The organism is Pedobacter gandavensis, from assembly GCF_032678465.1.
GTDB classification, from domain to species: Bacteria; Bacteroidota; Bacteroidia; order Sphingobacteriales; family Sphingobacteriaceae; genus Pedobacter; species Pedobacter gandavensis_B.
This window is the reverse complement of record NZ_JAVTSK010000006.1, coordinates 302,669-322,348: the sequence shown is the minus strand read 5'-3', so window position 1 is coordinate 322,348 and position 19,680 is coordinate 302,669. Positions and strand designations below refer to the sequence as shown.

Sequence of the window (19,680 nt, the reverse complement as noted above, 5' to 3'; positions counted from 1 at the left end):
TAAACTATGCTTAGAAAATTTACTAGACACTTGTGCTGTTGCCTGCTGATGATATCAGTATCGGCAAAGACCTGGGCTCAGACTTCGTCGGAGATTACAGGGGTTGTAAAAGATGAGAGCGGGCAGCCCTTGCTTGGGGCTTCTGTACTGTTATTGAACACCAAAACCAATGAAAAGAAGGGGATCATGGTGAACTCAGAAGGGAAGTTTTCCGTAAAGGGGCTATCTGCCGGTGTTCCCTATAGCATTAGCGCTTCTTATATCGGTTATGAGACGAAAACCATCAGTAATTATGTGTTAAAACCTGGGGAACAGGCTACCTTAATGATCCAGTTAAATCCAAGTGCCAACAACTTATCAGATGTGGTAGTGGTAGGCTACGGTAGCCAGAAGAAGAAAGATGTGACCACTTCTATTGCCAGCATCAAGGCCGCAGACATCGAAAACCAACCCATAAGTAATGCGGCTGAAGCAATGGTTGGGAAGATGGCTGGGGTACAGGTTTCGCAAGGTTCAGGTGCTCCTGGTGGCGCATTGAACATTAAGGTGAGAGGTGTGGGCACAATTACCGCGGGCTCAAATCCACTGTATGTAATTGATGGAGTACCGATCTCCAACGACAATATCAATACTTTAAACACGAACGATATTGCTTCGATAGAGGTACTGAAGGATGCTTCATCTGCTGCTATCTATGGTTCAAGGGGTTCCAATGGGGTAGTCCTGATCACGACTAAGCAAGGAAAGAACGGGCTTACTACCATTAATGTAAACAGCTATACAGGCTGGCAAACGCTTGCGCATAAAATCAAAATGATGGATGCCTATCAGTATGCACAAATGGTGTTGGAATCCAGAAATAACTCTTACGTAGATGTGATGGAAGCCAATAATAGGAAATATGCGGATAAAGGTTTACCATTGGTGCCTTACAGTGTAAATGATAACAACGGAATCCGCTTATTTAATACGGGTAATAATACCAATACGGTGATGCCTTTAGAAGTTTTGCCTTACTTAGCAGGTCAGCAAGGCTTAACAAATACGGACTGGCAGGATGAAATTTTCAGAACAGCACCGATTCAAAACCATTCCGTTTCGGCTGCTGGCGGCTCAGAGCTGATGAAATATTATGGCTCCCTGGAATATTTTAATCAGGATGGGATCATTTTAAATAGCGGTTTCAAGCGTTATACTGGAAGAATTAACCTGGAAGGTAAAAAAGGAGCAGTTAAATATGGGATGAATTTTAGTCCTTCTGTGATCAATGAAAGAAAAGTAAATGCGAATGGTGCTTACAATTCTAATGGCGGGGGTATTGTCGCATCAGCGCTTCATTACTCGCCAATTTTCCCGGTTTACAACGCTGATGGCAGTTATAATTTTGACCAGAACTCCTGGAGTGCCGGTACAATTACCACGCGTCCCGATAATAAAAATGAGACCGGGAACGGGGAAACACAAGCCTGGAATCCAGTCGCACTTGCGATGCTTCAAAAAGATGATGTAGCTGCAACCAGGATGACCGGAAGTGCCTTTTTAGAAGCTGATTTTACCAAAGATTTAAAATATAGGATTAAGTTGGGAATCGACCTGTTTAATAGCGCTGAAGATATTTTCAGACCTTCTATTTTTCCTCAGTCTAATACCGCTGGAAATCCACTTTCGGAGGCTACAGGTTCTTCCAGAACCATCAAAGAAACGAATTGGTTGTTGGAGCAGACTTTAAATTACACGAAAACAATTGGCGACCATAGTATCAATGCTTTATTGGGCTTCTCTACCCAAAAAGATGATTTGAGCGGTAATTACGCTTTCGCTTCTAAAGGGTTTATCAGTGATCAGGTAGAGTTTATTAAGGCCGGTTTGGTGACCAATGGTACTGCTACCCGCACACAATGGGCCCTAGCCTCCGGAATTGCCAGGTTACAGTACAGTTATAAAGGGAAATACTTGTTTACCGGTTCGATGAGGGCAGATGGTTCCTCTAAATTTGGAAAGAACAATAAATGGGGGTATTTCCCATCTGCATCATTGGGATGGAGAATGTCTGAAGAGGATTTTCTTAAAGACTCAGAGACCATATCAGATTTGAAACTGAGAGCCAGTTATGGTTTAACGGGTAATTTTAACATACCTAATTATGCCGCCCAGGGGGCGATGAACAATTATGGATATGTATTTGGTGGTACACCTCCAGCAGTTGTGAATGGTGCTGCACCAATTTATAAACCTAATGACGATCTGCAGTGGGAAAAAACAGCACAGTTAAACCTTGGTTTTGATGCAGCTTTTTTCAAAAACCAACTGACATTGTCTGTTGATGTTTATAATAGTAATACGAATAATCTGTTGTTGGATGTGCCGGTTCCTATTTCTACAGGCTTTGCGACCGAGTTGAAAAACATAGGTAAAGTGAATAATAAAGGGATTGATATCAATCTAGGCACGCAGCAACAATTTGCTGCTTTAAAATGGACTGCAAATGGAAATTTCTCTAAGAACGTCAATAAAGTAGTGGAACTGGGTCCCGGTAATGCAGATATCATTAAAACTGGTTCAGTTGCCAATGCTTATTTTATCACAAGAGTTGGGGAGCCGATTGGTTCTTATTACTTACCAGTAGTGCTTGGTGTATTCAAAAATCAGGCGGAACTGGATGCGTATCCTCATTATACAGATACTCAGGGGAATTATGATGTGAATACTTCTAAGCCAGGAGATTTTAAATTCAAAGATGTGGATGGTGATGGCGTGATTGATCTCACAAAAGACAGAGAGATTGTTGGGAATTACCTACCCAAGTTTACTTACGGTTTTGCAACCTCATTGGAGTATAAGGGAATTGATTTGAATGTTGCGATGCAAGGAGTTTATGGCAATCAAATTCTGAACCTTTCCCGCAGGTATTTTGCGAATAAAGAAGGAAATATGAACAACATGATCAGCTCATTGGATCGTTGGAAATCTGAAAGTGACCCGGGAAGTGGTCGGGATGTGAGGGCCAACCGTGCGGCGAAAGGGAGTAATGGTACTACTTCAACCTGGCACATTGAAGATGGATCTTATTTGCGTATCCGTAACATCGCAGTTGGCTATACTTTACCTGAAAATCTAGTCAAAAAATTAGCTTTAACAAAGGTTAGGGTATATGTAGCGATGCTAAATCCATTCACTTTCACCAAATATACCGGCTATAATCCTGAGGTGACTAACAGAAGCGATGCCACCACAAATGGAGAAGATTATGGCGTTTATCCAACAGCAAAAACAACATCAATAGGCATTAACATCACATTATAATACTAGAAAGATGAAAAAATATATCATATTAATTTGTGGTTTAATGATTTCTGCCACATCATGCAAGAAATTTTTAGACTTAAAACCATTGGATTCCTACACTGAAGAGACATTTTATGTGGATGAAAAAGGATTACAGGGTGGATTGGTGACTTGTTACGATGCTTTACAGACGGACAGTTTGTATGGTAACAATTTCCTGACTTTAGCTGAGCTTCGCGGGGATAACCTGATTGATAATGATCCGGGTTCAGGAGCTGGTGTCCGCAACCAGATTGAAGTATTTTCTGAAACCTCCGCCAACAGTATTATTTCTGCCAGTTGGATGGGGCATTATAAGGCCATTTATCGCTGTAATATCATTTTAGACCGTGCTGCTGGTATTTCCATGAATGAAAATACCAAAAGTCAGATCATTGGACAGGCGAAGTTTATCAGGGCCCTGAGTTACTTTAACCTGGTTCGGATTTGGGGCAATGTTCCATTGGTTTTGAAGGTTCAAAAAACCGAAGAAGCCAGACAAAATACCCGCGCAACTACTGCTCAGGTTTACCAGCAGGTGATTGATGATTTAAAAGATGCTGCAGTAAAACTTCCTGCAACCTGGGCAGCTGCGCAGCGTGGGAGAGCCACTAATTTTGCCGCAACCGCTTTGTTAGGCAAGGTCTATCTTTATCAGAAGAGGTATGATCTGGTGGCAACTACTTTACAACCCGTTGTAGCCGCGATTTATAATGGAACGACCATAGCAACTGTACCGCAGAACCTGACTTTTCCTGACAACCTAAAGACAAGTAAGGATATCATTTTTGCGGTCCAATATTTAATGGGTGGAGTTAGAGAATTTGTGAATCAGGATAACCGTTACAGAAATAACAACAATACGAATATCATCAGCATCCCTCAATCATTATATGAAACTGAAGATAACCGTCGGGCTTTAGTGGCTGCGACAGGAACAGGTGGTCGCCCTGGGAAGTTTAACTCCCCACAAGTAAACAATGAGACCAGTGGTGATTTTCCGATATTGCGTACCACTGATGTTCTATTAATGTATGCAGAGGCTTTAAACGAAACGTCCTACGGAAATACAGAAGCTTTTAAAGCCCTAAATGCCGTCCGTAGCAACGCGAACGCTAGTTTAAAAACAGCCTTGTTGTTGACTTCTACGTCTGAATTCAGAACGGCAGTATATTTAGAAAGACGGCTGGAATTGGCTTTAGAGGCAGATCGCTGGTTTGATATTGTGAGAACGAATCAAATGAGTGTGATTTTCCCAGGGATTCCAGCATTTAGAAGTCTTTATCCGGTTCCTCAGGTAGAGATTGACAACATCATCAATAAAAGTGGCTATCAGAATGATGGTTATTAATTCGTTTTAATTTCTGACCGGCATCTTTAATCCAGGCTAATTCATTAGCGCTATTTTGAAGATGCCGGTTTTGAATGTGGCTCAATGATGAAATTACTTTACTTTTTGTTTTTAAATGGTCTGCAGATAGCTGAGTTTTATACCATCGATTTTCTCGATCTTTCCTAACACCTGATTGAGTTGAGCTTTTCTAACTTCAAATTTTATGGTACAGGAGTTGTCGAATTCCTGAGATAGGATCTGAAGTTGCTCTTCTTTAAACAAGCGCATTACATCGTTCATGCTGAGGTAATCGAAGCGCAGTTCATATACATCATTTACCGTTTTTTCTACGATTTCTGCAGTTTCAATGGCTTCAATTGCGGCTGATTTATAGGCGTTTATTAAACCAGGAACTCCCAGTAATGTTCCTCCAAAATAACGGACTACCACGATAAGGATATTGGTTAAATCGGCAGAAAGCAGTGCATTTAGAATTGGCCGGCCTGCGGTTCCGGAAGGCTCTCCATCGTCCTGGATTCTAAACACAGAACGATCCGGACTTAGTCTGAGGGCCCAGCAGAAATGTCGGGCTTTGCCGTGTTCAGCACGCAATTGTGCGAGTATAGGCTTTACTTCATCTTCAGAACGAATGGGGTAAGCAAATGCAATAAACTTACTGCCACGGTCTTTGAATAGTCCTTGAACCGGGGCAGTTATGGTTTTATAAGTATCGTCAAATAGCATGAAACTGTGATAAAGTAATTAAAATGATCGCGATTAAGGCCAGTGCTAATCCAAGATAGTTGAGTTTATTCAGCTTTTCTTTGAATAAAAACACCCCTACAAGGGTCCCTAGAATGATCACACCGATATTCATTGCTGCAAATACGGTAGACGGATGATCAGCCATTTCGCGATGCGCTTTCAGGTAAAAAAGAATGTTACCAAAATTGAAAAAACCAAGAACAGCACCACAGGCAAAATTAACCAGTTCCAGTTTCTGCTGTTTAACAACCGCGAGGTACAAGATGCTGAGGAGAGATATGACAAAGGAAATGGCGAAAGTCAGGATTAAAGAACTGGTGTAGGCCAGGTCTTTAATTTGTGCAATCTGCTTAAAAAGAATGTCAATAATTCCAAAACCAAAGAATACGAGTAATGGATAAATCCAGTTTCCTCCAGTGGTTAGGCTTGCTGATTTGCGGTAAAGGGTGAAGATAATGGCGGTAAATCCAAAACACAGGCCCAGGATTTTTAAGGTATTGAACTGATCACCAAACAGAAAATAAGCCGCAAGGATAGAAATAAACAAAGACAATCGTTGTGCAATGTCTGTTCTGGCAATTCCGATGTTTCTGATGGAAGCACCAAGAAACCAAAAAACAAGGGGTAACAAGACACCAAGACAGAGATAAACCGGCGATAGCTTTGCATTTGTTAATTCGGCAATGGAAGGTTTAAAAAAAATGAAACTCAGGGCAATTGCAAAGAGATAATTCCAGGTAATCGCTTGTAACACATTGATTTTATACCTGCGTGCAAGTTTTAAAAGAACTGCAACGGTAACACTGCAAAAAATACTGATGATTAAATAGATCATGCTTTGTTGTGATTTTGGTAAATGGACAACTGATCGTTGCCGATTTGATATTGAGCAGTCATAGGCTTACCGATTCTTGGTGCAGGAATTCCATCCGACCAGGAGTGTTTAGCTGTAAATACACGTGCTTCGTCCCATAATCCACCTTCAATAAACTGATTGAACAATTGTGCTCCACCATCTATAATTACCGATTGTATGTCCATTAAATACAGTTGGAAGGCAATTTTTTGAGGAAGGTAAAAGGACATATCTTCCATTTGAATATAATGCAGCGCCCCAATAACATCAGTCTTTACTTCGTTGAATATAATGGTTTTAACTTCGTTATTGTAAATGTGATGTGTAGTTGGGATTTCCAGCTTACGGTCGATAATGATTCTGATCGGGCTTCTGCCAGGCCATTCACGTGCATTCAATTGAGGATTGTCGACCATAGCCGTTGTTTTACCCACAAGCACTGCATCTTCTTCAGTTCTCCATTTATGAACGAGTCGTTTAGCCAATGGGCCACTGATCCATTTTTGTACATTCCCTACAGGAGCAAAATAGCCGTTAGCAGTTTCAGCCCACTTTAAAATGATGTAAGGTCTTTGTTGACGAATTCTGGTAAAGAAACGCCGGTTTAAATAGGCACATTCTTCGTCGAGTACACCTGAAACCACATTGATGCCCGCATTCTTTAATTTAGTGATGCCTTTACCATCTACTGCAGCAAATGGATCTCGATTTCCAATCACCACTCTTTTCAATTGATGTTTAATCAGCAGGTCTGCGCAGGGAGGAGTTTTTCCAAAATGTGCACATGGTTCCAGACTCACATAGGCGGTTGCTTTTTTGAGTAGTGCAGCTGCTTTTAGCTCGCCATATTTGGAAAATACTGCTTTGATGGCGTTTACTTCAGCATGCGCTTCCCCAATTTTTTGATGATAACCTTCACCAATAATCAGTCCATCAGCTACAATTACACAACCTACCATTGGGTTTGGACTAACCTTTCCAGCGCCAAGAATAGCAAGCTCCAAACATCTTTTTATATATAATTCGTCGGCCATTGAAGCAAAAGTAAGGTATATTGTTCGATTTACTTACTTTTGCAGGGCATGAATTTAAGCCAGTTATTAGCCCATTTTAAGACAGAATTAAAAGATGTTTATGAGGAAGAGGAAGTTAAGTCGATTTTCTCTGTTTGTGTAGAACATTTACTTGGGCTCAGTAGGAGCTGCCTGATGATGAATTGGGATAAAGAAACGAGTCTGGAAGCAGAGCAGCAGTTCCTGAAAATTCTGAAGGGTTTAGGGGAGCAGAAACCTATTCAGTATCTCTTAGGAGAAGCTTTTTTTTATGGTTCCTTCTTTAAAGTAAATGAAGCAGTGTTGATTCCGAGACCGGAAACCGAGGAACTCGTGGATTGGATTCTGGCTTCTGATCTGGAGAATAAAAATGTAATAGACTTTGGAACTGGAAGTGGTTGTATCGCAATCAGCCTGAAAAAGCATAGCAAAGCAGCTTCGGTAACTGCTGTAGATATTTCTGAACAAGCTTTATTACTGGCCACAGAAAATGCCTTGCGATTAGAAACTGATGTGAATTTTATTCATGCTGATATTTTAAATCTGAAAATCGACGGAAAATACGACATTATTGTAAGCAATCCACCTTACATCACAGGTACAGAAATGGCTGAAATGCATCAGAATGTATTGGCACATGAGCCTCATCTGGCATTATTTGTTCCGGATGAAAAGCCTTTACTTTTCTATGAAGCCATTGCCGATTTTGCGATGAAGCATTTAAATGAGCATGGTGAATTATTTTTTGAGATAAATGAGTACTTATCAAAAGAAACCATTCAGATGTTAAAGCATAAAGGCTTTACTGACATCAGCTTAAGAAATGATATGCAAGGTAAACCTCGGATGATTCTAGCCAGAATTTAACTTCTGGGATGAAATCCGGTGATCACCTCTTTCAGGTAAGCTCTATCCAGGTGGGTGTAAATTTCTGTGGTGGTGATGCTTGAATGGCCCAACATTTCCTGCACAGCCCGTAGGTCGGCACCACCTTCAATCAGATGCGTTGCAAAGGAATGGCGGAAGGTATGTGGACTAATACTTTTCTTTAAGCCTGAAGCCAGTGCGAGCTCTTTAATAATGGTAAACACAGAAATTCTTGATAAGCCTGTACCTCTACGATTCAAAAAGATATAATCTTCATATCCTTTTTTGATAGGGACATGAACGCGGCTGTGTTCCAGGTAAATTTTAATATACTTAAGCGCGGTAGCTCCAATTGGAATGATCCGCTCTTTATTTCCTTTTCCTACGATCCTAATGAATTCACTATCATAAAAGATATTGGAGATTTTGATATTGGTCAATTCTGATACACGAAGTCCACAGCCATACAATAGCTCAATAATGGCCTTATTTCTCATACCTTCAGGCCTGGAAGCATCAATAGCTTCGAGCAAGCCATTGATTTCCTCAATGTTCAATACATCAGGAAGTTTTTTTCCTAATCTGGGAGTTTCCAACAAGGCTGAAGGATCTACTGTAATGATTTGTTCCAGCATCAGGAAGCTGAAAAAGGATTTTAATCCGGAGATTACCCTTGCCTGAGTGCTGGGCAACATGCCGAGCTCATTGATCCAGCTGATGAACTTTTTTAGATCAGTACTGCTGATTTCTTTTACAGCCGGAGACTCTTCTACAGCTTCAAAATATTGAAACAGTTTCTGAACATCATTTAGATAGGCTGCAACGGAGTTCCCGGATAGCGAGCGTTCCAGTTTTAAATAGGCTTTAAACGAGGGTAAATAAGGGTTATTAATCACACAAAAATTTTCTACTGTAAGTTTTTAGCTTTAAGTTTGAGCTAATGAAGATACAAATTATTAACGGCCCAAATTTAAACCTTTTAGGTATTCGGGAGCCAGGAATTTATGGAAATTTAGGTTTTGATGAATATATCACGCAATTGAGAAGCATGTACAGCATCCTACATATCGATTACTACCAAAGTAATGTGGAAGGTGAACTGATCAATAAATTACATGAAGTTGGTTTTGAATATGATGGGGTTGTGATCAATGCAGGTGGCTATACGCATACTTCTGTAGCATTGGCAGATGCAATTGCTTCTATTAAGACTCCGGTAATAGAGGTGCATGTATCAAATATCTATGCCCGGGAAGAGTACAGACATGTATCCTTAACCGGAAAAAACTGTAAAGGAGTGCTGACAGGTTTTGGTCTGGATGGCTACCGTTTAGCGATAGAGAGTTTTTTGAAAAGCTAAATCTGTAATGAAAAAAGTTCTTTTATCTGCGGCATGCGTAGCGATCTGCGCATCTGCATTCGCGCAGGCGGACATCACTGAAAAGGAAATCAAAGAACACATCTGGACATTGGCAGCTCCGCAAATGAAAGGACGTTTTCCAGGAACGGCTGAAAACAAAAAAGCCGTAAATTATATCGTTAAGCAATTCAAAAAATCAGGAGTTGCACCATATAATGGAACTTATATCCAGGAATTTACTGCAAAAATGCGGGTTAAAAAAGGAGTTACGGATACGCCATATGTGAAAACTCAAAATGTGATCGGTTATATAGAAGGTTCTGATCCGGTTTTGAAGCAGGAGTTTATTGTAATTGGAGCACATTATGACCATCTTGGAATGGGAGGGGCATCTTCTAAAAAACCTGATACTGTAGGGATTCATTTGGGGGCAGACGACAATGCAAGTGGAACTGCAGCACTATTGGAGATTGCGGAAAAGCTGGTCGCCAATAAAGCATCCCTGAAACGTAGTGTGATGGTCATTGCTTTTGGTGCGGAAGAACAAGGTTTATTGGGATCCAGGTACTTTACCGAAAATCCACTGGTTCCATTAGCACAGATTAAACTGATGATCAATATGGATATGGTGGGTAGGATGAATACAGAAAAGCATTTGTATATGGGAGGTGCTGCAACATTTGATGGTGGAGTAGAATTACTGACCAAACTAGGTCCTGAAATTGGTGTTCATCCTTTTGTCAACCATTACGATGTAGGCGGTTCTGACCATGTATCCTTCTACAAGAAAAACATCCCGGTATTGGGATTTCATACTGGTGGACATCCCCAATATCATACTCCGGAAGACGACAGAAGGCTGATTAATGTTCCGGGGGAAAAATTGGTTTGTGATTATATTTATAAAGCTTTGACGACCGTTGCAAACAGACCGGGCCCAATTGTTTTTGTTCCTGAAAAAAAGTAAGCAAAGCGCTTAGCCTGTAAAAAGAAAGCCTGTACATTAAATTGTACAGGCTTTCTTTTTACAGATCCGATAGGCTGAGGGCTTAGTTCTTAATGCCCAAATCATTAAAGAACCTTATTTTCTTGATAAAATAGGCATAAATTATGCTTGAAGAGTAATATCCTGCGTGTTTATGGTAAGGAATCTGGTGTTTTGCTCTTTTCTTCCCATTGATGGATAATTTTTGCAGGAAATGAAAATGTGCTTTACTAATCGACATTGCGGAGTCTAATTTTCCTTTTGCTACAAAATTCAGCAATGCGACAAAATCGATAAAAAAGCGGATGAAAATCCTAAAATAAGCATCTGATAAGGGCAGGTTTTTCTGCATGATGATCAGGTTATTTCTGAAGTTTAAATACGTTTTATATGGATTATCAGCATTTAAAGTTCCTCCACCCAGGTGGTAAACTTCTGCATCCGGGCAATACATGATTTTGTAGCCCAGATTCTTTAAACGCCAGCAGAGGTCGATTTCTTCCATATGCGCAAAAAAGTCAGTGTCTAGTCCACCGGATATTTTCCAGCATTCACTTTTAACAAATAATGCAGCCCCGCTTGCCCAAAAAATCTCTTTTACGTCGTTGTATTGACCATGGTCATCCTCTACGGTATCAAATAATCGTCCTCTACAGAAGGGAAGGCAATGGAGATCGAGGTAGCCCCCGGCAGCTCCTGCATATTCAAATTTAGTCTTGTCTTTTTGCCACTTGATTTTTGGCTGTGCAGCCGCGATTTCCCAATCATTTTCCATAAGATCGATAACTGGTTGAATCCAGTTTTCAGGGACTTCAAGATCCGAATTCAGTAATACAAAATAATCGGCCTCAACTTGCTCCAGTACTTTGTTGTAACCTCCGGCAAAACCATAATTATGATCATTTTCAATGATCTGGATATTTGGATAGTTTTCAGAAACAAATGCGACGGAGCCATCTGTTGAGGCATTATCGCCTACGATAATTTGTAGATTAGGATAGGAGGATTGTACAACGCTCGGCAAAAACCTTTCCAGGAGTGTTTTTCCATTCCAATTTAAAATCACTACTGCTACACTTGCTGTTGTCATGATGCGTATTCTCGTTTTGTTTTCCATCGTCTATGGCTCCACAGCCAGTAAGATGGATCTTCATTAATAATTTTTTCCAGGAATCTGAAATGGGTATCGGTAATTTCATGTTCCTTAGTTTCTTTTGGCACCGGACAAATTGGAACGCATTCTACTTCATAATAACCTCTTTTCAGGTAGGTCAATTTGAAGTAAAAGATCGGTCTGTTGGTTTGCAATGCAATTTTTTCCAGGCCCAGTAAAGCAGAAGTATCTTGATTCAGGAAGTTTAGCCAATAATGCGCTTCCCCACGAACCGGACTTTGGTCACTGGCAAAACAGAACATGCTAGGTTCATCCTTTTTACTGGTCAACATACGTAAGGTTTGTCGCATAGGCACACAAACATTACCATATTTACTTCTCATTTTGAGGAACCAGTTGTCGAAAATTTTATTGTTGAGTGGTTTATAAATCACGTAGGAAGTTTTGGAGAGTTGGAGGCCTAGTGCCAGCATTCCCCATTCCCAATTGCCATAATGACCGGTGCAGGCCAATACGCTTTCTCCTTTGTTAAAATGGGCTTCCACCAGATGCAGGTTTTTGAATTTGACGCGTTTTAAAACCTCTTTTTCAGAAATCGAAGACATTTTTATCACTTCCACCGCTAAATCAGCAAAGTAGCGAAAAAATCTTTTTTCTATATGAATGATTTCTTTTATACTTTTTTCCGGAAAAGAATTAACCAGATTTTCACGTACAACTTTTTTTCTATAACCTACTAAATAATATAGGATATAGTAACAGAATGCAGAGATTATGTATAAAAACTGGGTAGGTAGAAGAGAGAAAAAGCTTAAAAAAACTACTCCTATGTGAGAAAAGCTTTTTTTTATCATTATTTTGGCGGATTAAGAATGCAAACATAAAATAACAGATGCAAAGTTTAGCTATATTTCCCCTTTTTTATCTTCCCCCAGTAAGTTTTTTCAAAGAATTGAAACGTTTTGGAAATGAGTTTTTATTGGAAAAAGAGGAGCATTTCCCAAAACAGACATTCAGAAACCGTGCAACCATCTATTCACCGAATGGCAGTTTAGATTTAATTGTTCCTGTGATTCGTGGTAAGGAGGTACATACCAAAATGAAAGATGTAAAAATCAGCAATGATTTTAACTGGCAACGCTTACATTGGAAAAGCCTGGAGAGTTGTTACCGAAATTCCGCCTATTTTGAGTACTACGAGGATGAGTTTTCCAGATTTTATCACCAGAAATTTGATTCACTTTTTGATTATAATCAGGAAATCATGGAGTGGTTGTTCAAGCAATTGAAAATTACCGCCAAGTATGAACTGACGAATGAATACCTGGATCAGGTACCTGTGGAACTTGATTTCCGTTCCAAATCGGTATTTAAAAAACCAGAAGGCGAATTCAAACCGTACTTTCAAGTCTTTGACGACAGGCAGGGCTTCAAGCCAAACTTAAGTATCGTGGACTTGTTGTTTAATCAGGGTCCGCAATCGAAATCCTATTTTTAAATGGCTAAAACAGCAAAGCACAAAAAGAAACGACAGCATTTAGCGCTACCACATGCCGGATCTAGTCCGGGGATGATTTATATTGATCCAAAGGCCTTAAAGCCGGTCATCAAGCTATACCGCTATAATGCGGAAACTTATGATGTCAGGGATTTATATGACATCAGTACCTTGAAATCCTTATTAAAGGATAAAAGCTGTACTTTTTGGGTAGAGATTAAAGGCTTTAATTCTTTGGCTTTGTTTGAAACCTTAAGCAGGGATTTTGAGGTCAATAAACTGATTCTGGAAGACATTACCAGAACTTACCAGCGACCGAAACAGGAAGAGTATGACCATTACGTTTTTGCAGTGAGCAGGATGTTGCAACTGGATGAAAACCAGAATTTGGAGAATCAACAGTACTCTTTCCTGCTTACGGATAACGCCTTGTTCACTTTTCAGGAAAATTATGAAGACTGTCTGGATCCTGTTCGCTCCCGACTTAAGATAGGGAAGGGTAACATCCGTCTAGGTGGCAGTAGTTACTTGATGTATGCCCTGATGGACATTATTATTGATACCTATTTCGAAATTCTTGGCACCTGGGGCGATGAATTAGACAATATCGAAGATCGGTTATTCGATAAACCGGATAAATCGGTCATGTTTGATACACAATTGATCAAAAGAAACCTGATCAATATCAGAAGGGTGGCCTGGCCGGAACGGGATAAATTGAACGATATCCTTCGTAGTGACAGCCATTTGGTAACTGATCAGACTAAAATGTATATCCGGGATGCTTACGATCATTGCATTCAGATCATTGATATTGTGGAGTCTTTAAAAGAGATTTCTGCAAGTAATATAGACATGTATTTGTCGATCATCAGCAACCGGATGAATGAAATTATGAAGGTGCTGACCATCATTTCTTCTATTTTTATTCCTTTAACTTTCATTGCAGGAATCTACGGGATGAACTTTGCTAATGTAGATCCGGTCAGCGGTAAACTGTTGCCTCAGAACATGCCAGAGCTTTATCAGGCGAATGGCTATGTGTATACGATGCTGGTTATGGCAGCAATTGCAGTATTACAAATCATATATTTCTGGCGTAAGGGATGGTTTAAATAAGCATGATTATTGTAACTTTGGCAATAGATGCAATCCTTCGACCTGGACAAAACAGACGTTTCTAAATTAAAAAACGCCTTAAATAGTGATGATGAACAACTTAAAGTTATTCTATCGGAGTATCATGCCTCAGAAATAGCCATTCTATTCGAAAGCATCACAAAAGAAGATCGCCAACGCATCATTAACCTTTTGCCAGTAGAGATTGCTTCAGAAGTAATTTCTGAGATGCACGAGGAATCCCATCCGGAAGAATTGCTATTGCAACTGCACCCGGATAAGAGAACGGAAATCGTGGAAGAGTTGGATTATGATGATGCTACAGATATCATTTCCCAGCTGGAAGAGCATGAGCAAAAGGAAATCCTTGAAGATTTAAGTGAAGATGACGCCTCCAATATTCGTAATTTACTAAGTTACGATGAGAAGACGGCAGGTGGTTTAATGAACACCGAGTTTATTCGTGTGAATCTGAACCTGACTAAGAAGGATGCTATTGATGAGATTATCCGTCAGAGTGAAGAAATCGAAGAATTCTATACCATTTTTGTGATTGATGACGATAATGTGTTTCAGGGAATCGTGTCTTTGAAAGACATCATTAAAGCAAAAGGAAACGTACATATTACAGAATTAGTGAAGGCTGAAGTGGCCTGGGTGACACCAGATACAGACCAGGAAGAGGTAGCCAGATTGATTTCACAATACAACATTACCAGTATTCCGGTGGTCGACAATGACATGAGGCTGCTGGGGCGTGTAACTTTTGATGACGTAATTGACGTTTTGGAAGATGAAAATACTGAGGATATTCTGAAAATTTCAGGGGTTTCTGAGGATGAGGAACTAAGCGGTAACTGGCTGGAAGCGGTAAAATCCCGATTACCATGGTTGATCTTAAATCTTGGAACTGCATTTCTAGCTTCAGCGGTAGTGAGGCATTTCGGCTCTACAATTGAAAAAATTGCGGTACTTTCCGCATATATGACCATTATTGCGGGTATGGGTGGAAATGCCGCAACACAGGCCCTGGCGGTAACTGTAAGAAGGATTTCCTTATATGACTTAACTGATAACCAGGCTTATCGGACGGTATTAAAAGAGTTTACAGTAGGATTGATCAATGGTGCGGTGACTGGTTTGATTGTTTTTATCTTCGCCATATTTTTTGATAGCAACCCATTGTTAGGGCTGGTGATCTTTTTAGCGATGACTGGGAATCTACTGATTGCCGGGGTAACTGGAGCAGGTATTCCTCTAATCCTGAAAAGAGTTGGAATCGATCCCGCGATCGCTTCTTCGATTATCATCACCACATTTACTGACGTTTTTGGATTTTTATTATTACTCGGACTAGCCAGCAAGCTTTTGCTGTAACATCAGTTTAAATCAGACATAAAAAAAACTCCTGATGGTTTGAACCACAGGAGTTTTTTTATGTAGAATTGCGCGTATTAGGTAAGCGTAGCATTTAATGCCCTGGTTTTATTCTGAAACCTAAGGAATAGCAATATAGAAGCCGTTAATAAACCAAATGTAAGACCATACCAGATTCCGTTTACGCCCATTTCGAGTTGAATTCCCAATAAATAGCCCAGTGGAATGCCAATGATCCAGTAAGCAACAAAGGTGATGAATGTAGGGACATTGACATCGCCAATTCCTCTTAGCACACCTAATCCGACCACCTGTGTGCCATCAAATAATTGGAAGAATCCGGCAATGATTAACAGTTGCGCTGCGATACCAATTACGGCTGTATCTTCTGTGTAAATGAAGGGCAGCAAATTGTTGGCTACAATAAACAAAATTGCCGTAATGCTCATAAATAAAATGATGACATGATAACTGGCAATAGCCGACTGTCTGAGGTCCAGGAAGTTCTTCTTCCCAAAGTTATTCCCGGTTTTAATGGTGGCTGCAGAAGCAATACCACTGGCCATCATATAGGTGACAGAGGCTAGGTTTATAGCCACCTGATGGGCAGCTTGTTCAACGGCGCCAATGGTACCTATCAGGATTGCAGCACCACTGAAAGCACTGATTTCAAAAGAGTATTGTAAGGCTACGGGAGCACCAATTTTAATGATTTTCAAAGCCCTGACTTTATCAAAAAAACTGACTTTAAAGCTCTTTATGTATTCCTTAAAGTACTTGGATTTTAATACATAAATGGACATTACAATGGCCATTAGTGTACGGTCTACCAGGGTGCTGATCCCGACACCTTTGACCCCCATAGGCGTGATGCCGAACATTCCTTTTACAAGGACAATTCCTAAAATGATATTCAGGAGATTTCCCCAGATCGACACAAACATGGCTTGTTTAGTAAACCCCAGGCCTTCCGCAAATTGCTTAAAGGTTTGGAAGATCATTAATGGAATGATGGAAATAGCCAGGTAACCAAGATAAGGTTTGGCATAAGCCACTACTTCAGGAGATTGCCCCAGGTGATCAATCACCAGTAAAGTTCCAAGGTGCACGAAACCATATAGTAAAATAGAGGTAAGGATATTAATGATTAAGCTGTTTGACAACAATTTTCCGCATTCATCGTAATTCTTACGGCCGTTTTCCTGAGCCATTAATGGCGTTAGTCCGTAGGAAATCCCCATTCCGATGACCAGAATGAGCATAAAAAGGCTGTTGACCAGGGAAACTGCCGCCAACTGAATGGTTCCGGCAAAATGCCCTACAATTACACTGTCGGCTAAATGAACAAGTGTGTGTCCCAACTGCGACACTACAATCGGCATGGCCAAACGCAGGTTGTCTGAGTAATAAGGTTTATATTTTGAATAAAGTGTTTGTAGCATTGCTACAAAAGTCGACATTTCTATCCTCAAATTTTTGAAGATGAAATTATTTTACATGATCTTATTGTGAAATTGATGTAAAATATTCTTCCTTTTCGGAAGTATGGGGTTGAATAGCGCCAGTCAGAATCTGGTTGACTAGTATCTTTTGTGCTTTTTTGTACGAGGTTTTAATGATTTTGCTGTATTGTTTTAAAGTAATTCGCCCTTCCTGTGTCAGGTAATCGAATAATGCCTTTTCTTCTTTCCCCTGAGGAATGGAAGGTAGCGGATGTTCCGTTGTTCTTTTTATGACATCCACTAAAATTTTACTGGCCAGTAAACTTTTGTCCTGAATTCTAAAATACACCCACCATTTCTTGTTTTCATCCAATGCGTAATGAGGTTTGGTTTCGCTGGCGTTGATATTCACGACCAAAACCAATTTATCATCCACATAGATTTCTTCAAAGCTTAAATCGACCGCCGGTCTGCAAAATTGCTCAGCAGACTTAAGGAGCATATATTTTTCTTCATCTTCAGATTTCACCCCTTTAATTGTACCATCATCGGCTACGCCAATCAATAATTGTCCACCTTTATGATTGGCGAATGCCACGAGACTACGCGCGATTTTTTCGTGATTGGTAATGGTTTTCTTAAAATCAAGGGTCGTTCCTTCGCCTTGCAAGATGAGTTTCCTGATGTTCATAGCTAATAGGCGATGCGAGGTTTTTCTCCATGATGTAAATTGCGCACATATATTTCATTCATCACTGTTGCGCATAATTCTCCCTGGGCATTGGTGATTTCCATTGGATAGGCTTTGACAAATTTGCCTACCGTGTTCATTGCTTCTATCGCCTCATTGAGCATTTCGTCAGTCACCCTTATGGTGAAAAAGAGATCCCCATGTCCCGGTTTCAGGTATTGTATGGAAGCACTTTTTAGCCAGACCCTTATTTTATAACCTTCCCGTCTGAGGAGTTGATCAAACAATAAGGCATAGAACGGATCTGTTGCGGCATAAATCGTCCCTCCGAATATTGATCCATTGTAATTCTTGTTAAAAAGACTCCTGTTGATTTTGACATCTACCCCCCGAAAACCTTTATGGAATCTTTTTACCCATATCCGCTGGAATAATAAAGGTGGATACAAACAAAGTCCCCATTTTAGCGTTTTTTCTGATACTACCATGATGCTTAAATATCTGAAAGTTTATTGAACAATGAAATTTAAAACGGTCTTTACTACAATTAATTTTAATTAAATTAGAGCTATGTATATTTATGACACCCTAACCGCCGCAGTTTCAGACCTTGAGAAAAGAGGTTATGAATATGATTTTATTCTGGCATCCGATTGTATTGAATGCAAGGCTATTGATTTACAGTTGATGCCTGAGGAATTTGAGATCGATGAATTTTATCGTTTTGAGGGGATGACCGATCCCGGCGACAGTTCGGTTATCTATGCAATCTCCTCACCGGTAGGAAACCTGAAAGGAGTATTAATAGACGCCTATGGAGTATATGCAGAAAACGTTTCTCCCGAGCTGCTGGATAAGCTAAAAATGCACCACGATTAATCAAATCCATCTCTTTAATGGCGCTATGTCAAAAAAATGTACTATCTCAACTTAAACATCAAAGGCAATTTTTATAAAGTTAACTTTGAGGATAAGTTTAAGAGAAATGGTATTTAAAGATAAAGTAGTCGCAGCTTTCCAGAAAATTCAGGACTCCATTTGCCAGGGTTTAGAACAAACGGATGGTAAAGGAAAATTTGAGGAAGAATTATGGAGCCGTGATGGTGGCGGTGGCGGCAGAACACGAATTCTGCAAAATGGTAATGTAATTGAAAAAGGAGGAGTAAACTTCTCGGCGGTACACGGTAAATTACCGGAGGCGATAAAGAAGTCTTTTAAGCTCGACAACGATGATTTCTTTGCAACCGGGGTTTCTATTGTAATGCACCCAAATAATCCCTTCGTGCCGATTATTCATATGAACATCCGTTATTTTGAGATGGATGGACAGACCAGATGGTTTGGTGGTGGGATAGACCTGACGCCTCACTATGTAATTGATACAGATGCGCGTTTCTTTCATCATTTACTGAAACAAACCTGTGATGAATTTGATGCCTCTTTTTACCCTAAATTTAAGGCGCATGCCGATGATTATTTTTTCATCAAGCATAGAGAAGAGACCCGCGGCGTTGGCGGTATTTTTTATGATAAACTGAAGCCGGAAAACACAGGATTAGATTTTGATCGCCTACTGGATTTCTCTGCAGCTGTTGGGAATACTTTCCTTCCTGCATATACAGAATTGATTGATAGAAACCGTGATGCAGATTATAGTGCCGAAGAACAGGAATGGCAGTACCTGAGAAGATCCCGTTATGCGGAGTTTAATCTGGTGTATGATGCAGGCACTAAATTCGGCCTGGAAACTAACGGCAGGATAGAATCTATTCTAATGAGCCTGCCTCCAATGGCTAAATGGGTGTATAATTATCAGCCATTAACTGACAGCCCGGAAGCGGATACTTTAAGTAAGCTGAAAAAAGGCATTGAATGGGCTTAACCGCCCTTTTTAGCC

At 40.2% G+C, this 19,680-nt stretch carries 19 protein-coding genes; 10 read left to right on the top strand and 9 right to left on the bottom strand.

Going from position 1 to position 19,680, the window contains the following annotated elements:
* Nucleotides 1-6 precede the first annotated feature (6 nt).
* Entirely contained in the window at nt 7-3,303 is a 3,297-nt protein-coding gene (locus R2Q94_RS13450) for a TonB-dependent receptor (RefSeq protein WP_316821984.1), read from the top strand.
* Between the two features lie 10 nt (nt 3,304-3,313).
* A complete protein-coding gene (locus R2Q94_RS13445; protein ID WP_316821983.1) occupies nt 3,314-4,675 on the top strand; it encodes a RagB/SusD family nutrient uptake outer membrane protein in 1,362 nt (453 codons plus the stop codon).
* 111 nt (nt 4,676-4,786) lie between these two features.
* On the opposite strand, the gene R2Q94_RS13440 is transcribed toward R2Q94_RS13445, so the two are convergent.
* The 3 genes from R2Q94_RS13440 to ribD are packed head-to-tail and all read right to left on the bottom strand — an operon-like array spanning nt 4,787 to nt 7,312.
* The gene (locus R2Q94_RS13440; RefSeq protein WP_316821982.1) at nt 4,787-5,401 is read right to left on the bottom strand and encodes a YigZ family protein; all 615 of its coding nucleotides are present in this window, start codon (nt 5,399-5,401) and stop codon (nt 4,787-4,789) included.
* Complete coding sequence (locus R2Q94_RS13435; RefSeq protein WP_316821981.1) at nt 5,391-6,257, bottom strand: EamA family transporter; 867 nt, start codon at nt 6,255-6,257, stop codon at nt 5,391-5,393. The genes R2Q94_RS13440 and R2Q94_RS13435 overlap by 11 nt, the downstream gene beginning before the upstream one ends.
* Nucleotides 6,254-7,312 carry a bifunctional diaminohydroxyphosphoribosylaminopyrimidine deaminase/5-amino-6-(5-phosphoribosylamino)uracil reductase RibD gene (gene ribD / locus R2Q94_RS13430; protein WP_316821980.1) on the bottom strand — a complete coding sequence of 353 codons (1,059 nt, stop codon included), beginning with the start codon at nt 7,310-7,312 and terminating at the stop codon, nt 6,254-6,256. Before ribD ends, R2Q94_RS13435 begins: the two co-directional genes overlap by 4 nt.
* Nucleotides 7,313-7,360: 48 nt before the next feature.
* Between ribD and prmC the strand changes: the two genes are divergently transcribed.
* Nucleotides 7,361-8,197: a peptide chain release factor N(5)-glutamine methyltransferase gene (prmC, locus tag R2Q94_RS13425; RefSeq protein ID WP_316821979.1), complete on the top strand. Its 837-nt coding sequence runs from the start codon at nt 7,361-7,363 to the stop codon at nt 8,195-8,197.
* Here prmC and xerD read toward each other — a convergent pair.
* Nucleotides 8,194-9,093, bottom strand: coding sequence for a site-specific tyrosine recombinase XerD (gene xerD, locus R2Q94_RS13420; protein WP_316821978.1), 900 nt, complete (start codon nt 9,091-9,093; stop codon nt 8,194-8,196). The two genes, prmC and xerD, sit on opposite strands and share 4 nt — an antisense overlap.
* A gap of 44 nt (nt 9,094-9,137) precedes the next feature.
* Between xerD and aroQ the strand changes: the two genes are divergently transcribed.
* Together aroQ and R2Q94_RS13410 are read left to right on the top strand one after the other, a co-directional pair.
* Nucleotides 9,138-9,557 (top strand): type II 3-dehydroquinate dehydratase, encoded by a 420-nt coding sequence (gene aroQ / locus R2Q94_RS13415; RefSeq protein ID WP_316821977.1) that lies wholly within the window; start codon nt 9,138-9,140, stop codon nt 9,555-9,557.
* A 7-nt stretch (nt 9,558-9,564) separates the two neighbouring features.
* Nucleotides 9,565-10,524 (top strand): M20/M25/M40 family metallo-hydrolase, encoded by a 960-nt coding sequence (locus R2Q94_RS13410; protein WP_316821976.1) that lies wholly within the window; start codon nt 9,565-9,567, stop codon nt 10,522-10,524.
* An 82-nt stretch (nt 10,525-10,606) separates the two neighbouring features.
* On the opposite strand, the gene R2Q94_RS13405 is transcribed toward R2Q94_RS13410, so the two are convergent.
* Nucleotides 10,607-11,632: a glycosyltransferase family 2 protein gene (locus tag R2Q94_RS13405; RefSeq protein ID WP_316821975.1), complete on the bottom strand. Its 1,026-nt coding sequence runs from the start codon at nt 11,630-11,632 to the stop codon at nt 10,607-10,609.
* Nucleotides 11,629-12,510 carry a lysophospholipid acyltransferase family protein gene (locus tag R2Q94_RS13400; protein ID WP_316821974.1) on the bottom strand — a complete coding sequence of 294 codons (882 nt, stop codon included), beginning with the start codon at nt 12,508-12,510 and terminating at the stop codon, nt 11,629-11,631. The genes R2Q94_RS13405 and R2Q94_RS13400 overlap by 4 nt, the downstream gene beginning before the upstream one ends.
* A 38-nt stretch (nt 12,511-12,548) precedes the next feature.
* Between R2Q94_RS13400 and R2Q94_RS13395 the strand changes: the two genes are divergently transcribed.
* Genes R2Q94_RS13395 through mgtE form a run of 3 tightly spaced genes read left to right on the top strand, consistent with a single transcriptional unit; the run spans nt 12,549 to nt 15,650 of the window.
* Nucleotides 12,549-13,154, top strand: a complete 606-nt coding sequence (locus tag R2Q94_RS13395) for a WbqC family protein (protein ID WP_316821973.1) — start codon at nt 12,549-12,551, stop codon at nt 13,152-13,154.
* On the top strand, nt 13,155-14,273 hold the full coding sequence (corA, locus tag R2Q94_RS13390) for a magnesium/cobalt transporter CorA (protein ID WP_316821972.1): 1,119 nt from the start codon (nt 13,155-13,157) through the stop codon (nt 14,271-14,273). It begins immediately after the preceding gene.
* A 27-nt stretch (nt 14,274-14,300) separates the two neighbouring features.
* On the top strand, nt 14,301-15,650 hold the full coding sequence (gene mgtE / locus R2Q94_RS13385; protein WP_316821971.1) for a magnesium transporter: 1,350 nt from the start codon (nt 14,301-14,303) through the stop codon (nt 15,648-15,650).
* Nucleotides 15,651-15,727: 77 nt separating this feature from the next.
* Here the strand turns inward: mgtE and R2Q94_RS13380 are convergent, their stop codons facing one another.
* The 3 genes from R2Q94_RS13380 to R2Q94_RS13370 are packed head-to-tail and all read right to left on the bottom strand — an operon-like array spanning nt 15,728 to nt 18,271.
* Complete coding sequence (locus tag R2Q94_RS13380; protein WP_316821970.1) at nt 15,728-17,110, bottom strand: MATE family efflux transporter; 1,383 nt, start codon at nt 17,108-17,110, stop codon at nt 15,728-15,730.
* Between the two features lie 43 nt (nt 17,111-17,153).
* Nucleotides 17,154-17,783: an ATP-binding protein gene (locus tag R2Q94_RS13375; RefSeq protein ID WP_316821969.1), complete on the bottom strand. Its 630-nt coding sequence runs from the start codon at nt 17,781-17,783 to the stop codon at nt 17,154-17,156.
* 2 nt (nt 17,784-17,785) lie between these two features.
* Complete coding sequence (locus tag R2Q94_RS13370; protein ID WP_316821968.1) at nt 17,786-18,271, bottom strand: DUF4442 domain-containing protein; 486 nt, start codon at nt 18,269-18,271, stop codon at nt 17,786-17,788.
* A gap of 82 nt (nt 18,272-18,353) precedes the next feature.
* On the opposite strand from R2Q94_RS13370, the gene R2Q94_RS13365 reads away from it, so the two are divergent.
* Together R2Q94_RS13365 and hemF are read left to right on the top strand one after the other, a co-directional pair.
* Nucleotides 18,354-18,662, top strand: a complete 309-nt coding sequence (locus R2Q94_RS13365; protein ID WP_316821967.1) for a phosphoribosylpyrophosphate synthetase — start codon at nt 18,354-18,356, stop codon at nt 18,660-18,662.
* A gap of 106 nt (nt 18,663-18,768) precedes the next feature.
* Complete coding sequence (gene hemF, locus R2Q94_RS13360; RefSeq protein WP_316821966.1) at nt 18,769-19,665, top strand: oxygen-dependent coproporphyrinogen oxidase; 897 nt, start codon at nt 18,769-18,771, stop codon at nt 19,663-19,665.
* Nucleotides 19,666-19,680: the final 15 nt, after the last annotated feature.

What these genes read in the sequence shown, in the direction of transcription:
- aroQ (WP_316821977.1), top strand. Translation starts at nt 9,138, where the DNA reads ATGAAGATACAAATTATTAACGGCCCAAATTTAAACCTTTTAGGTATT.
- ribD (WP_316821980.1), bottom strand. Translation starts at nt 7,312, where the DNA reads ATGGCCGACGAATTATATATAAAAAGATGTTTGGAGCTTGCTATTCTT.
- R2Q94_RS13440 (WP_316821982.1), bottom strand. Translation starts at nt 5,401, where the DNA reads ATGCTATTTGACGATACTTATAAAACCATAACTGCCCCGGTTCAAGGA.
- R2Q94_RS13450 (WP_316821984.1), top strand. Translation starts at nt 7, where the DNA reads ATGCTTAGAAAATTTACTAGACACTTGTGCTGTTGCCTGCTGATGATA.
- prmC (WP_316821979.1), top strand. Translation starts at nt 7,361, where the DNA reads ATGAATTTAAGCCAGTTATTAGCCCATTTTAAGACAGAATTAAAAGAT.
- R2Q94_RS13445 (WP_316821983.1), top strand. Translation starts at nt 3,314, where the DNA reads ATGAAAAAATATATCATATTAATTTGTGGTTTAATGATTTCTGCCACA.
- mgtE (WP_316821971.1), top strand. Translation starts at nt 14,301, where the DNA reads ATGCAATCCTTCGACCTGGACAAAACAGACGTTTCTAAATTAAAAAAC.
- R2Q94_RS13435 (WP_316821981.1), bottom strand. Translation starts at nt 6,257, where the DNA reads ATGATCTATTTAATCATCAGTATTTTTTGCAGTGTTACCGTTGCAGTT.
- hemF (WP_316821966.1), top strand. Translation starts at nt 18,769, where the DNA reads ATGGTATTTAAAGATAAAGTAGTCGCAGCTTTCCAGAAAATTCAGGAC.
- R2Q94_RS13410 (WP_316821976.1), top strand. Translation starts at nt 9,565, where the DNA reads ATGAAAAAAGTTCTTTTATCTGCGGCATGCGTAGCGATCTGCGCATCT.
- R2Q94_RS13400 (WP_316821974.1), bottom strand. Translation starts at nt 12,510, where the DNA reads ATGATAAAAAAAAGCTTTTCTCACATAGGAGTAGTTTTTTTAAGCTTT.
- R2Q94_RS13375 (WP_316821969.1), bottom strand. Translation starts at nt 17,783, where the DNA reads ATGAACATCAGGAAACTCATCTTGCAAGGCGAAGGAACGACCCTTGAT.
- R2Q94_RS13395 (WP_316821973.1), top strand. Translation starts at nt 12,549, where the DNA reads ATGCAAAGTTTAGCTATATTTCCCCTTTTTTATCTTCCCCCAGTAAGT.
- R2Q94_RS13405 (WP_316821975.1), bottom strand. Translation starts at nt 11,632, where the DNA reads ATGACAACAGCAAGTGTAGCAGTAGTGATTTTAAATTGGAATGGAAAA.
- R2Q94_RS13365 (WP_316821967.1), top strand. Translation starts at nt 18,354, where the DNA reads ATGTATATTTATGACACCCTAACCGCCGCAGTTTCAGACCTTGAGAAA.
- R2Q94_RS13370 (WP_316821968.1), bottom strand. Translation starts at nt 18,271, where the DNA reads ATGGTAGTATCAGAAAAAACGCTAAAATGGGGACTTTGTTTGTATCCA.
- corA (WP_316821972.1), top strand. Translation starts at nt 13,155, where the DNA reads ATGGCTAAAACAGCAAAGCACAAAAAGAAACGACAGCATTTAGCGCTA.
- R2Q94_RS13380 (WP_316821970.1), bottom strand. Translation starts at nt 17,110, where the DNA reads ATGTCGACTTTTGTAGCAATGCTACAAACACTTTATTCAAAATATAAA.